Genomic DNA, 13,886 nt, shown 5'->3' with positions numbered 1-13,886 from the left:
CCCAGCGCGATGCAGTTCGCTGCAGCGCGCCGTGGTTTCGCTGCAAAGCCATCGCCCGGTGCCCTGAATTCACCTATCATTGCGGCCATGACCGCAATCGCACCCTTCCTCGCCTGGCTGGCACTGGCCTTGTTTGACGCCACCCAGACCGTGGTGTCCATGCACGCCATGGGCATGCAACATGACTGGTGGACGCTGTTCTTCGTGATCGTCGCGTCATGGGCCGCGTGGGCAGCCGCGACGCCGGTAGCGCTTGCATTGCTGCGGCGCTTTCCCCTGCCGTCGCGCGCTGCGGGCAATTGGGCCGTGCATGCCTGCGCCTGCCTGGCGATCGGCGCCGCCTGGACCTGCTGGGCGGCCACGCTGGAACATGCCTTCAATCCTTTCGCCTATCCCAAGGGGCCCGATCCTTTCCTGCCGCTGTGGAAGTCGAAATTCATCGGCAACCTGGTGGGAGACGTCATCCTGTATGGCGCGATTGCCGCGCTCAGCGTCACCTTCGCCACCCGCAAGCGCCTGTCGCAGCAGCGCGAACTGCTGGCGCAGGCGCAACTGGCGGCACTGCGGCTGCAACTCGAGCCGCATTTCATTTTCAATGCCCTGAACGCCGTCAGCGGCCTGATTCGCGAGAAGAAGGACAATGAAGCGATCGCCACCATCGCCGCCCTCGGCGACTTGCTGCGCCGCGTGACTGACCGCTCCGAACGCCAGCTCGTGCCGCTGGCAAGCGAGGCCGATTTCCAGCGCAAATACCTGGAGGTCCAGCAGGTGCGCTTCGGCGAGCGCCTGCACTGGCAGCTCGACATTCCGGCCGACATCGCGGCGGCGCAGGTGCCCGACCTGGTCCTGCAGCCGTTGGTGGAAAACGCCATCAAGCATGGCATTGCCAAACGCGCCAGGGGCGGCACGCTGCACATAACCGCCGCCCGGGCAGGCGAAATGCTGGTGCTGTCCGTTGCCAACGACGGGCCGGCGCTGGCGGCGCAACTGCGTGAAGGCGTCGGCCTGTCCAACACCCGACAGCGCCTGCAAGCGCTGTACGGCGAGCGGCAGTCGCTGGTGCTGCATGACATGGAGCATGGCGTGCAGGCCACGCTCACCCTGCCCTACCGGGAGCATTGATGCTGCGCGCAATGATCATCGACGACGAACCCCTGGCCCGCAGCAATGTCGCCCTGCTGCTGGCGCGCGATCCGGCAATCACGGTGGTCGGACAGTGCGGCTCGGCGGAGGAAGCGCTGGCGGCGCTGCCGGCGGCCCGGCCCGACCTGGTCTTCCTCGACGTGGAAATGCCGGAATGCGACGGCTTCGGGATGCTCGAGCGCCTGGGCACAGCACCGCCCTTTGCCATCGTCTTCGTCACCGCCCATCACCAGTTTGCGCTACGCGCCTTCGAAGTCGGCGCGCTCGACTACCTGCTGAAGCCCTTCGACGACCAGCGCTTCGAGCGGGTGCTGCAACGCGTGAAAGAGCGGTTGCGCGTGCCGGGCGAAACGCGCCGCTTCATCATCCGGAACGGCAATACCCTGGACGTGGTGAAGTTTGCCGACATCGACTGGATCGAGGCCAGCGACTACTACGCCACCGTGCATGCCGCCGGCCGGGCGCATATGCTGCGCCGCAGCCTGTCCGAGCTCGAGGGGGAACTGGCGCCCTACGGTTTCCAGCGCATCCACCGCTCCGCCATCGTCAATCTGGAAAGCGTGCGCTCGCTCGACATGCGCGAGGACGGCGAGTATGAAGTCGTGATGGCATGCGGCCAGCACCTGCGCATGAGCCGCCGCTACCGCAAAACAATTGTGGAACGAATCGCGCCGACTTAGTTATACTTGCATTTTTTTTAACCGTAAGAGCTATGCAACGACTGATACTGGCCATTGCCGCGCTGGCCCTGAGCGCATGCGCTACCAAGGATCAAAACCGCATCCAGGAAATTTCGACCACTCCGCTGCGCGACCTGAATATCGCCAAGGTCGAAATCCCTGACGTCCTGCGCGACGCCATGGGCAACCCGTACAAGGCGCCTTCCGACAAGAGCTGCCCGGCCCTGCTGGCGCAAGTTGCGGACCTCGACGAAGAGCTGGGCCCGGACTTCGACGTTCCCGAAGAAAAGCAGAGCCATTTGGACGCCTCCAAGGAAGCCATCGGTGACGCGGCCACCGGGGCCCTGGCGCGCACGGTGGAAGGCGCGATTCCCTTCCGCGGCTGGCTGCGCAAGCTGAGCGGCGCGGAGCGCCAATCGAGGAAAGCGCAAAGCGCGATCCTGGCAGGCAAGGTCCGCCGCGGCTACCTGCGCGGCCTCATGGATTCAAATTCCTGCATGAAGGCATAAACACGTAAGCGCTTGCTTTTGCTGCGCCGCATCATGCTAAAATCGTTGCAATCTTAGCCACAGCGGGGGCCAGCAAATGAAACGCGTAATCTTCAACCAGAAGGGCGGCGTCGGTAAATCGACCATTGCGGTAAACCTGGCGGCCATCGCGGCGCACCATGGCAAACGCACGCTGTTGATCGATATCGACCCGCAATGCAATAGCAGCCGCTACCTGCTCGGCGCGGCAACCCAAGGCCTGGCGCCTACCCTCGGCGCCTACTTCGAGCAAATGCTCAGTTTCAGCATGTTCGCCAGGCCGGCCGGCGAGTACGTGCATGCCACGCCGTTCGCCAACCTGTCCATCATGCTGGCCCATCCCGAACTGGGCGACCTGCAATCGAAGCTGGAATCGCGCCACAAGATCTACAAGCTGCGCGACACGCTCAACGAGCTGGAAAAGGAATACGACGAGATCTACGTCGACACGCCCCCGGCCTACAACTTCTTCACCCAGTCGGCCCTGATCGCGGCCGACAGCTGCCTGATCCCGTTCGACTGCGACGACTTCTCGCGCCAGGCCCTCTACACCCTGGTCGACAACGTCAAAGAGATCAAGGCCGACCACAATCCCGCGCTGCAGATCGAAGGCATCGTGGTCAACCAGTTCCAGCCGCGCGCCCTGCTGCCGCAGCGCATGGTCGACCAGCTCAAGGAAGAAGGCTTGCCGGTGTTCGAAAACAAGCTCTCAAGCTCGATCCGCATCCGCGAATCCCATGAGCGCAACCTGCCGATGATCCACCTCGATCGCAGCCACAAGCTGAGCCAGGAGTTCCTCGCCCTATACGGCGAGCTGCACGCGGCGTAAGCGCACGATCGTCGCGATATTCACGCCGGCGACGATCACTTCCAGCGCCGTGCCGCCGATGGAGCCGGCGCTGATGTTATTGACGATCCAGAGGCAGGTCCCGCACAGCATCACCAGCCGCATTGGAATGCCCTGCAACAGGAACAGGGCCAGCGTCCCCAGGCAAGATGCCGCCAGCGGTAGCCAATCTCCCGGCTGCCGCGCAAAGGCGAGGCCAAGGCCAACGTTCAGCGCAATCACCAGCGCCACCACCCACAGCGAGCGGGTGCGCAGCGCCAGCAAGGAGCGCAACAGGGAAACCGAGGTGCTGGCCACCGCAGTGGGATTGCCCAGCAAGGCAAAATGCACGATGTAGGCCAGGCATTCGCCCGCCATGAACAGCTTGAACCGGCGATCGTCCGACTGCAGGAAACAGCCCACGCCCAGCACAAACGCGACATAGCCGGCGCACTGCGCAGGCGAGAACCAATCGATCATCATGGCCGACATGATACGCGAGACTTGATCCAGATCATGGCCGGGCAGCGACGGCCTGGCTACGCTGGCGGATTTTGCCTGCCATGCTGACCGCCCCCGAACTCCTCCTGCCCGCCGGCTCCCTGGCGAAAATGAATGCCGCATTCGACTACGGCGCCGACGCAGTGTATGCGGGCCAGCCGCGCTACAGCCTGCGCGTGCGGAACAACGACTTCTCCACCCTGCCGGCGCTGCAGGAAGGCATCGACGGCGCCCATGCGCGCGGCAAGCAGTTCTTCGTCGCCAGCAATATCTTCGCCCACAACGCCAAGCTCAAGACCTACCTGCGCGATATGGCGCCCGTCATCGCCATGAAACCCGACGCATTGATCATGGCCGACCCTGGCCTGATCATGATGGTGCGCGAAGAATGGCCGGACATGCCGGTCCACCTGTCGGTGCAGGCCAATGCCGTCAACTGGGCCGACGTCAAGTTCTGGCAACGCATGGGGCTGACGCGCGTGATCCTGTCGCGCGAGCTGTCGCTCGACGAGATCGAGGAGATCCGCCAGCGCTGCCCGGACATGGAACTGGAAGTCTTCGTGCATGGCGCGCTGTGCATGGCCTACTCCGGCCGCTGCCTGCTGTCAGGCTACTTCAACCACCGCGATGCCAACCAGGGCACCTGCACCAATGCCTGCCGCTGGGACTACAAGGTGGGCGAAGGCTGCCAGGACGCGACCGGCGACATCTCGGTGCTGCACCAGCAGCCGCGCCACCCGCTGGCCAACCAGACCTACCTGCTGGAAGAAGCCGGGCGTCCCGGCCAGCTGATGCCGATCTTTGAAGATGAACACGGCACCTACATCATGAACTCGAAAGACCTGCGCGCGGTGGAGCACGTCGAGCGCCTGGTGAAGATCGGCGTCACCTCGCTCAAGGTGGAAGGCCGCACCAAGTCGGCCTATTACGCAGCGCGCACGGCGCAGGTATACCGCCAGGCCATTGACGACGCGGTGGCCGGACGCCCGTTCGACGAAAGCCTGCTCGGCCAGCTGCAGGGCCTCGCCAATCGCGGCTACACGGATGGCTTCTACCAGCGCCACCACACGCAGGAGCACCAGAACTACATGCGCGGCGCTTCGGAGACCGACCGCAGCCAATATGTGGGGGATGTGCTGGGAATCGACGGCGGCTGGGCGCGCGTCGATGTGAAGAACCATTTCGCGGTGGGCGACCGCATTGAAGTCATGCACCCGCGCGGCAACCGCGATATCACCATCGCCCGCATGCTGGCGGACGATGGCAGCGAGATCACGATCGCGCCCGGCAGCGGCCACATCGTGCGCATCCAGCTCGAAGTAGGGCTGGATGGCGCACTGCTGTCGCGCTATCTTTGATTACTGCAGGTTGATCGCCGATACAGAGCGGTTGTCTTCCATAATGTAAAGCACGCCGTTGCTGGAGATCGAAAGATTGCCACCGCGCGGGTAGCTCCACACTACTTTATGGGTCGCGAGGTCAACCGCTACCGTCCTCACCCTGCCGCTGACGAAAGCCAGGTTGCGCACTACGACCACGCTCCGGAAGTTGTCCTGCCCCAGGCTTTCTGAAGTCCACTGCAGCTTGCCGTCGGACAGTGAGCGTGCTTCCAGCACAGTGCTCATGCCAGCCACGGAATACACCATGCCATTGCCCACAGCCATATCGACGACATTGCTGTTCGCCACCGACCAGGCAACTGTGCGCAAGGTAAGGTCATAAGCGCTGATAACCGAACCGTAGGTTAAGGCCAGGTTGCCGGACAACGTAACACTCTGCCCGCCCAAGGTATTGGCGTCGGGACCGGATACCGCCCACTTCAGATTGCCATTACTGGTATCGAGCACGCGAAGTTTCCCGTCCAGGAATACATAAACGTTTTCAAGGTCTACAGCCGGCGTAGGGCTCGAACGCATCACGCTTTGCATGGGGGAGGACCAGCGCTTGCTCAAGAGCGAGGATGAGAATGCTGTCATGCTGCGGTCATAGTCATAACCATCCATCGAAAACACGTCGGTGCCAGCGACAGTCGGTGCGCGGGAACCCGTATTCGAGCCAAATGCGGTTTTGGAGACCAGGTTGCCGTTCTGCTGGTCAAATACCCAAAGGTTGCTCTGCACATCGACAGTGACCACGAACACATACCCATTGCCGACAGCCGGCGAGTTTGCGCGGTTGACTTTGCCCAGGCTGCTGCGCCACAAGATACTTCCGTCGGCTTCGCTGATGGCAAGCAGTTCAAATTCGCTGTCGAAGCTCTTGCCAAGAGTCATGAACACCTTGCCATTATCGGTGGCGACACTGTTCGTGGATTCAGTCACAGCGCTGGCCGGTAAGCTGAAACGCCGCGAGAACTTAGTCGCGTCAAACGTTGCGTCAATGAATCCGCTGTGCGAAGCGTTGCCCTGGAAGCTGGACCAGGCGCCAACACCCGGCACACGCAAAAGCGTGGTCAGGTTGCTTGCATTCTTGACCGTCAATTTCAGAGGGATTATCCAGGGAGAACCAGGTATCGGCAGGCGGCAGGTTGCCGGATCGTCGCGGCACAAGCGAACTTCCACATTGCTGTTGTATTCACCCGGCTGCAAGGTGGCAGCTGATTTCAGCGTTGCATTGAAGCCTTGCGCGCTTTGCGTATAGCTGACATTACTCAAGCCACCCTTCTCGTACACGCCAACCAGGAATTGCGTACCCAGCAGGTCTCCCGTGAACGTGCCATCCAGGTTCAGTTGAACCTGTTCGCCAGCATAAGTTACTGCCTGCAGTGATTGCGCCGACAGTGCAAGACGCTTAGCCGCCTCCGTCGTCGACTTCACGTTGACTTTCAGCGGTACTTTCCATGGCGATCCAGGCAGCGGCTTGCTGCAGGTCAGCGGCGCATCTTCGCACAAGCGGACTTCAAGATTGACCTGTGTGAGACCAGCGGGAAGCTTGGGCGAGGTGCTCAGGCTAGCTTGATAGGTCATCTCGTTCAGGGCCGAGATCTGTACGTCGGTAGTAATCGTGCCCGATGTGTCGACGATGGCGACGTTGAACGGTTTGGTAAACGTGCGGCTGGAAGTCGCAGTGATCTTGAACGGAATCGACTCTCCTTCGTAGCCCGATACCTGGACCGGATTTGGCGTGAAGGAGAGCCAACTGCCGTCCGGGTTCGTGGCAGTTCCGCCGGAGCTACCGCTTGAGTTACCGCTCGAGCTTGCGCCCGGGCTACCGCCACCGCCGCCACAAGCGGCCAAGGCCAGCGCCATCAGCAGGGGCGCGGTAGCCCGAATGATTGGATGCATAACAAAACCCTCAGGAAAAAGGGCTTATGGTATGGCAATAAACATTTTCAAATTCTCACAGTTTCTTTCTTTCCAACCAAAATACAACACCCGGACGCAAATAAATCACCAGAAGATCACGCGCTGTTCGGGAGGCAGGTACATCTTGTCGCCTTCCTTCACGCCGAAGGCATCGTAGAAGCCCGGGTGGTTTTTCAGGCTGCCATTCACGCGGAATTCGGATGGCGAGTGCGGGTCGGATTTCACCTGCTGGATCAGGAACGCTTCGCGGCCCTTGCCGCGGCGTGCCTGCGCCATGCCCATGAAGATGCGCTGTTCGGCCGTGTAGCCGTCGATCACCGGGCCAGGCTGGCCTTTCATGGAGATCCTGTAGGCGCGCGTGGCCATGATCAGGCCTGCGTTGTCGGCAATGTTCTCGCCCAAGGTCAGCTCGCCGTTTACGTGATAGCCCGGCACCGGACTGTAGCCGTTGTACTGCGCCACCAGCATCTTGCCGCGCGCGGCGAACTTTTCGCCGTCTTCCTTGGTCCACCAGTTGCGCAGGTTGCCATCGCCGTCGTACTGCGAACCCTTGTCGTCGAAGGCGTGGCTGATTTCGTGACCGATGGAGATGCCGACTGCTCCGTAATTGACCGCCGGCTCCGCATTGGCGTCGTACAGCGGATACTGCAGGCGCGCCGCCGGGAAGACCACTTCGTTCAGCGACGGGCTGTAATAGGCGTTGACGGTTTGCGGGGTCATGCTCCATGCCGAGCGGTCCACCGGCTTGCCCAGTTTGTCGATGCTGAAGTTGTGCGCGAATTCGCGCGAGCGCAGCACGTTGCCCGCCAGGTCGTCGCGCGCCACTTTCAGGCTGGAGTAATCGCGCCATTTGTCCGGATAGCCAATCTTGACGTTGATCCTGGCCAGCTTGGCCTGCGCCTGCAACTTGGTTTCAGGGCTCATCCACTCCAGCGTGTCGATGCCTTCGCGGAAGGCGGCAATGAAGTTCTGCGCCATCTCGGCCACCTGCTGCTTGCGTTCAGCGGGGAAGTACTCCTTCACGTACGCCTTGCCCACCATTTCGCCCAGCGCGCGATTTACCTCCGCGATCGCGCGTTTTTGCAGCGGGCGGTTTTCCCTGGTGCCAGCCAGCACCGCGCCGCGGAAAGCGAAGTCCTCGTCGACCAAAGGCTGCGACAGGTACGGCGCGAAAGAGCTGATCATGTGGAACTCGAAGTAGGCCTTCCACACCGGCAGCGGCGTTGCTTCGATCAGCTTGTCCAGCGCGGACAGGTAGCTTGGCTGGCTGACGATCACGGAATCGATCTTGCCTGCCACGCCAACGCCCTTCAGGTAGGCGTCCCAGTCGAAGCCCGGCATCAGCGCTTTCAATTCTGCCAGCGACAGCTTGTTGTAGGTCTTCACCGGATCGCGGTTGTCCACGGCGGTCCAGTGGGCACGGGCGATCCCGGTTTCCAGCGCCACGATCTGCACCGCTTCCTGCGCCGCTTGCGCATGGCCGGCCAGCGCCAGCATTTTCTCGACGTGCAGCTGGTACCTTGCGCGGATCTCGCTCAGGCGCGCATCCTTACCCGACAGGAAGTAGTCGCGGTTGGGCAAGCCCAGGCCGGCCTGGCGGATACCCACCACATAGCGCGTCGAGTCCCTGGCATCCTGGCGCACGCTCATGTCGAGCGGGCCGCCGGCGTCGATGCGGTTCAGGTGCGCCACCAGGGCAGCAATGCCCTGCTTGCCGGACAGGGCGGCAATGCGCGCCTGCTCCGCCTTCAGCGGCTTCAGGCCCAGGGCGTTGCGGCGCGCTTCATCCATGAAGCTGGCGTAGTAATCGCCGATCTTCTGCGCATCGGAACCTGCCTTGCGCGACTTGTCGCGTTCCGCGCTTTCAATGATGGATTTCACTTGGCCTTCCACGTTTTCTTGCGCCACATTGAACCCTCCCCAGCTCGAACGATCGGCCGGGATCTCGACGCCGCTCAGCCACTTGCCCTGCGAATAGCGGAAAAAATCGTCCTGCGCGCGAACCTGCTGGTCGATGCCTGCAGCGTCGATGCCTGAACCCGGGTCCGCCGCAAAGGCGTGCGAACATGCCAGGCCAAAAATCAGGCCGCCGAGAATTGTGCGTTTCATGTGATGACTCCGGTGAAAAAAATGCTTACGGCAGTATGCCGCAGCCAGCTCTGCGCGTGGTCGCCGCAGCCCAGCGAGCAACACTAAGTTACATACGGGCCAGGCAATTGACCTGCAGCCCTGCAAGACCGATACTTGCCGGGTTTTAGATCCATTCACCCCAACCAGGAGGTAACCAGTGAAACATTCCATGCTGGCCACCGTGCTGCTGGCTGCAGCCGCAGCGCAAGCGCAGGACGTGCCGAAGATCGATCCGCAGCGCTTGTCGCAGGACGTTAAAACTTTGGCATCCGATGAATTCGAAGGCCGCGGCCCCAACACCGCCGGCGAAGTAAAGACCGTCGAATACATCGCCAAGCAATTCGAAGCAGCCGGACTGAAGCCAGGCGGCGACCTGGTGAAGGGCAAGCGCAGCTGGTACCAGGAAGTGCCGCTGGGGCGCTTCGAGATCAAGGGTCCGGTAGTACTGAACGCGCACGCCGGCAAGGACAGCATCCCGTTCGCGCAAGGCGAACAGCTGGCGGTGCGCGCCGCGATGAATGGCGCCAAGCGGGTCGACTTCGACAAGGCGCCGCTGGTCTTCGTCGGCTACGGCGTGACCGCGCCTGAGCGCAAGTGGAGCGACTTCAAAGGCGTCAACCTGAAGGGCAAGCTGGCGGTGGTGCTGATCAACGACCCGGACTTCGAAACCGGCGAAGGCGATTTCGGCGGCAAGGCCATGACCTACTACGGCCGCTGGACCTACAAGTACGAGGAGATGGCACGCCAGGGCGCCATTGGCACGCTGATTGTGCACGAAACCGCACCGGCCTCCTACGGCTGGGCGACGGTGAAGAACTCCAATACCAACGTGATGTACGACATCGTGCGCAAGGAACCAGGCAAATCGCACGCGCCGATGGAAGCATGGATCCAGCGCGACGTGGCGGCCGACCTGTTCAAGCGCGCCGGCCTTGATTTCGACGCGCTCAAGAAGCAGGCGCAAACGCGCGAGTTCAAGCCGGTGGAGCTGAAAGGCGTTAGCCTGTCGGCCCACTACGCGGTCGACGCGCAAGTGATCAAGTCGAAAAACGTGATTGCAGTGCGCGAAGGCACGACGGCGCCAGACGAAACCGTGATCTACAGCGGCCACTGGGACCACCTCGGCGTTGGCCTGCCTGACGCCAAGGGCGACAAGATCTACAACGGCGCCATCGACAACGGCACCGGCATCGCCGCCCTGCTGGAACTGGGGCGCGCCTACGGCAAGGCACCGGCGCCCAAGCGCAGCGTGGTGTTCCTGGCGGTGACGGCTGAAGAAAAAGGCTTGCTCGGCTCCGAGTACTATGCAGCCAATCCGGTCTATCCGCTGGCCACCACCGTCGGCATGATCAATATGGATGCACTGAGCCCGTACGGCCCGGCGCGCAACTTCACGATTTCCGGCAGCGCCAAGCTGGACTTGCTGGATATGCTGGTCAGCAGGTTCAAGGCGATCAACGTGAGCTACACGCCTGACCCGCACACTGAAGCCGGCTACTTCTTCCGCTCCGACCACTTCCCGATGGCCAAGCGCGGCGTGCCTGCGTTCTCGCTCGATTCCGGCGAGGATTGGGAACAAGGCGGCGTCGCTGCCGGCAAGGCAGCGCAGGAAGCTTACACCAACAACAACTACCACCAGCCTTCGGACGAGTGGGATGCCAAGTGGCCCTTCACCGGCATGGCGCGCGACCTGGGTGTCCTGTACGGCCTTGGCCGCGACCTGGCCGAATCGAAGGACTGGCCGAACTGGTCGAGCGACTCCGAATTCCGCACGGTACGCGACCAAAGCGCAGCAAAACGATCTAAATAAAAAGGCAAACTCAAGTCAAGGCTCTCCACGGAGGGCCTTTTCTTTTTCTGCGAGGCGTGCCATGCTGGCTTCACAAAAAGGATCGTTTTAGCTGGAGACAAACCATGAACTTCACGCAGTCGATGAGCATTGCCAAGAAACTCGCAGTGCTGAATGCCGGCGCCATCCTCGGCATCATCATCCTTACCGCCATCTTCCTCATTTCCGAGCGCACCCTCATCCTGGAGGAAAGAACCAGCAATGTGCGACAGGCTGTCGAAACGGCCTACGGCGTGCTCGACTATTACCAGAAGCAGGAAGCCAGCGGCGCCCTGCCGCGCGCGGAAGCGCAGAAGAAGGCAATGGACGCGATCAAGGTGTTGCGATACAGCAACAACGAATACTTCTGGCTGAACGACATGCAGCCAAAGATGATCATGCACCCGATCAAACCTGAGCTCGACAACAAAGACCTCAGCAGCAACAAGGACCCGACCGGCAAATTCCTGTTTGTCGAATTCGTCAACATGGTCAAGAAGGCAGGCGCCGGACCGGTCGATTACATGTGGCCGAAGCCAGGCAGCGACAAGCCGGTGCAGAAGGTATCCTACGTCAAGGGCTTCGAGCCCTGGGGCTGGATCCTCGGCTCCGGCGTGTACGTCGACACCGTCGACGCCACCGTGCGCGGACGCGCCGTCACCTTCGCCGCGGGCGCCGTGGTACTGGCTGCCGTGCTGCTCGGCATCGGCGTGTTCATCGCACGCGGCATGCTGCGCCAGCTGGGCGGCGAACCCGATTACGCTTCCTCGATCGCCCGCAGCATCGCCGGCGGCGACCTGACCGTGCCGATCGACGTCAAGCGCGATGACAACAGCAGCATGGTCAATGCGCTGAAGGGCATGCGCGACGACCTGGCGCGCATCGTCAGCTCGGTGCGCAACGCAACCGATACCATCGCCACCGCGTCAAGCGAGATCGCCGCCGGCAACAGCGACCTCTCGGCCCGCACCGAAAGCCAGGCCAGCTCGCTGGAAGAAACCGCGGCGTCGATGGAGGAACTGACGTCCACCGTGCGCCAGAATGCGGACAATGCGCGTACCGCCAACGAGCTGGCGGCCAATGCCTCGGAAGTGGCGCAGAAAGGCGGCGCCGTGGTGTCGCAAGTGGTCGAGACCATGGCCTCGATCGACAGCTCTTCGCGCAAGATCGTCGACATCATCAGCGTGATCGATGGCATTGCGTTCCAGACCAATATCCTGGCGCTGAATGCGGCGGTGGAAGCGGCGCGTGCCGGTGAACAGGGCCGCGGCTTCGCGGTCGTGGCCTCGGAAGTGCGCAACCTGGCGCAGCGCAGTGCAGCGGCGGCCAAGGAGATCAAGGACCTGATCGGCGCCTCTGTTGAAACGGTCGGCGTCGGCAATTCCCTGGTGGCGCAGGCCGGCAGCACCATGCAGGAAGTGGTGGAAAGCGTGCACCGTGTGCGCCAGGTCATCAACGAGATCAGCACCGCTTCCAACGAACAGAGCGCGGGCATCGCCCAGGTCAACGAAGCGATTTCGCAAATGGATGCAGTTACGCAGCAGAACGCCGCACTGGTCGAACAGGCTGCCGCCGCGGCAGCCAGCATGCAGCAGCAATCGGCAGCACTGCTGCAGGCCGTTGGCGTGTTCCGCGTCGATGCCGAACCGTCCGCCGTACCCGGGCGGCGCACGCCGCGCCTTGGCCGCAGCTGATATCGTGCTATGATCCGGCCTGTCGAAAAAGGCAGGACCGGTTCAAGGTAAGCCCGGTCCCTCTCCTCTCCGGAGAGCTCTGCTCCATGTGCAGTCTTGCATGAGAACCCACGACGATCCCGGCGCACGTGCGTCTCGGGCTCGTCTGGGCGTGGCCGATCGATCTTCGCTGGCACTCCCGTTGGGCCCACCAACCATGGAGTTCACATGCAATTGAATCATCTCGACCTGTCCGTGCCCGACGTGGCTGCGGCTTCCGCTTTCCTGTCCCGCCATTTCGGCTTTACCTTGCTGCAAACCAAAGGCAACCATGGCATGGCCGTGCTGGCCGGCGACGGCGGCGTGGTACTCGTGCTGACCCGCCATGATGAGCCCAGCTATCCCAAGACTTTCCACATCGGCTTCCTCGTCGGCGATGCAGCCGCCGTCAGCGCCAAGCATGCGGAGCTGGAGACCGCGGGCGTGAACGGGCTGTCACCGCTGCAGGAGATGCGCGGCGGCCCCGGTTTCTATTGCCGCACTGATTGGGGAATCTTGCTCGAGGTTGCGCACCGCGCGCCACTGCGCGTGGCGTAGCGCCGGTGCGCCGGCCCCCCGCGGGGCCTTTCCTTACTTGACGCGGGTATAGCTCATCTCCATCCACTTCATGTCCTTGCCGTTCGGCCCCGGCCCCCACATTTCCAGCTTGTGGTTGTCGTTGTCGGTGATGGCCACGCTCATCGTGTAAGGCACCTCCTTGCCGCTCATGGGGTCGGACATCATGCCCTTGTACTTGATGGTATTGCCGTTCATGCTGCCATGCGACAGGGTCATGCCGGTGCTGCCGGAATCGATCCAGCTGCCGAAATACTTCTTCGTCACGTTGTCATAGCCCTGGATGCCCATTCCGTCGAAAGGCTGCCCCATGAACTTGCCTTGGTAGTTTTCCTGCAGGTAGCGGTTACCCATGATCCACTTGCGTTCTGTGGAGCCTTCAGTTTCCTCCGGAGGTTTGGATGGGTCCATCCACATTTTCGACTTGACCGTGAACTTGCCGGCCAATGCATCGAGCTTCTTGTGTGCTTCGCCAGGCATGGCGGCTTTATTCATCGCCTCCATTGCCGCCTTGTCGTCAAGCGGCGCAGCGGCCTTTTTCTTTTCCGGTGCAGCGCTGAGGGCGGCGCCGGCCAGGGTGAATCCTGCAACAACAACCAGGTACTGCGCGACACGACGGAGCTTCATGACTTCCTCCTTATCCAGCAGGGTTGTGGAA

Annotated in this window: 12 protein-coding genes; 8 read left to right on the top strand and 4 right to left on the bottom strand. The window is 62.0% G+C overall.

The annotated features are described in order from the left end of the window. Positions 1–87 precede the first annotated feature (87 nt). The 4 genes from ACN9MW_RS05495 to ACN9MW_RS05480 all read left to right on the top strand — a co-directional run bounded on the left by ACN9MW_RS05495 (position 88) and on the right by ACN9MW_RS05480 (position 3,179). Positions 88–1,122, top strand: a complete 1,035-nt coding sequence (locus ACN9MW_RS05495) for a sensor histidine kinase (RefSeq protein WP_426168380.1) — start codon at positions 88–90, stop codon at positions 1,120–1,122. Next, positions 1,122–1,823, top strand: coding sequence for a LytR/AlgR family response regulator transcription factor (locus ACN9MW_RS05490; RefSeq protein ID WP_426168377.1), 702 nt, complete (start codon positions 1,122–1,124; stop codon positions 1,821–1,823). The genes ACN9MW_RS05495 and ACN9MW_RS05490 overlap by 1 nt, the downstream gene beginning before the upstream one ends. Positions 1,824–1,855: 32 nt before the next feature. Beyond that, positions 1,856–2,332, top strand: coding sequence for a hypothetical protein (locus ACN9MW_RS05485; protein ID WP_426168374.1), 477 nt, complete (start codon positions 1,856–1,858; stop codon positions 2,330–2,332). Positions 2,333–2,408: 76 nt separating this feature from the next. Further along, positions 2,409–3,179, top strand: coding sequence for a ParA family protein (locus tag ACN9MW_RS05480; protein WP_426168372.1), 771 nt, complete (start codon positions 2,409–2,411; stop codon positions 3,177–3,179). Here the strand turns inward: ACN9MW_RS05480 and ACN9MW_RS05475 are convergent. Then, the gene (locus ACN9MW_RS05475) at positions 3,153–3,668 is read right to left on the bottom strand and encodes a YgjV family protein (RefSeq protein ID WP_426168371.1); all 516 of its coding nucleotides are present in this window, start codon (positions 3,666–3,668) and stop codon (positions 3,153–3,155) included. The genes ACN9MW_RS05480 and ACN9MW_RS05475 overlap by 27 nt on opposite strands. A 71-nt stretch (positions 3,669–3,739) precedes the next feature. Between ACN9MW_RS05475 and yegQ the strand changes: the two genes are divergently transcribed. After that, complete coding sequence (gene yegQ / locus ACN9MW_RS05470) at positions 3,740–5,035, top strand: tRNA 5-hydroxyuridine modification protein YegQ (protein WP_426168370.1); 1,296 nt, start codon at positions 3,740–3,742, stop codon at positions 5,033–5,035. On the opposite strand, the gene ACN9MW_RS05465 is transcribed toward yegQ, so the two are convergent. Both ACN9MW_RS05465 and ACN9MW_RS05460 read right to left on the bottom strand, forming a co-directional pair. Beyond that, positions 5,036–6,961 carry a PQQ-binding-like beta-propeller repeat protein gene (locus tag ACN9MW_RS05465; RefSeq protein WP_426168368.1) on the bottom strand — a complete coding sequence of 642 codons (1,926 nt, stop codon included), beginning with the start codon at positions 6,959–6,961 and terminating at the stop codon, positions 5,036–5,038. A gap of 105 nt (positions 6,962–7,066) precedes the next feature. Then, a complete protein-coding gene (locus ACN9MW_RS05460; protein WP_426168366.1) occupies positions 7,067–9,091 on the bottom strand; it encodes a M13 family metallopeptidase in 2,025 nt (674 codons plus the stop codon). Positions 9,092–9,269: 178 nt separating this feature from the next. Between ACN9MW_RS05460 and ACN9MW_RS05455 the strand changes: the two genes are divergently transcribed. The 3 genes from ACN9MW_RS05455 (at position 9,270) to ACN9MW_RS05445 (ending at position 13,210) form a co-directional block, all read left to right on the top strand. Continuing rightward, on the top strand, positions 9,270–10,922 hold the full coding sequence (locus ACN9MW_RS05455; protein ID WP_426168364.1) for a M28 family metallopeptidase: 1,653 nt from the start codon (positions 9,270–9,272) through the stop codon (positions 10,920–10,922). Between the two features lie 104 nt (positions 10,923–11,026). Further along, positions 11,027–12,634 (top strand): methyl-accepting chemotaxis protein, encoded by a 1,608-nt coding sequence (locus ACN9MW_RS05450; protein WP_426168362.1) that lies wholly within the window; start codon positions 11,027–11,029, stop codon positions 12,632–12,634. A gap of 207 nt (positions 12,635–12,841) precedes the next feature. Then, positions 12,842–13,210, top strand: a complete 369-nt coding sequence (locus tag ACN9MW_RS05445) for a VOC family protein (RefSeq protein WP_426168360.1) — start codon at positions 12,842–12,844, stop codon at positions 13,208–13,210. A gap of 33 nt (positions 13,211–13,243) precedes the next feature. Here ACN9MW_RS05445 and ACN9MW_RS05440 read toward each other — a convergent pair whose 3' ends face one another. Further along, positions 13,244–13,855: a DUF1579 domain-containing protein gene (locus ACN9MW_RS05440; protein WP_426168357.1), complete on the bottom strand. Its 612-nt coding sequence runs from the start codon at positions 13,853–13,855 to the stop codon at positions 13,244–13,246. Between the last annotated feature and the right edge of the window lie 31 nt (positions 13,856–13,886).

This window comes from Pseudoduganella sp. R-34 (assembly GCF_049904655.1).
Lineage (GTDB): Bacteria > Pseudomonadota > Gammaproteobacteria > Burkholderiales > Burkholderiaceae_D > Rugamonas.
The sequence above is the reverse complement of the archived record's forward strand: the minus strand, read 5'-3'. Positions and strand labels throughout refer to the sequence as shown.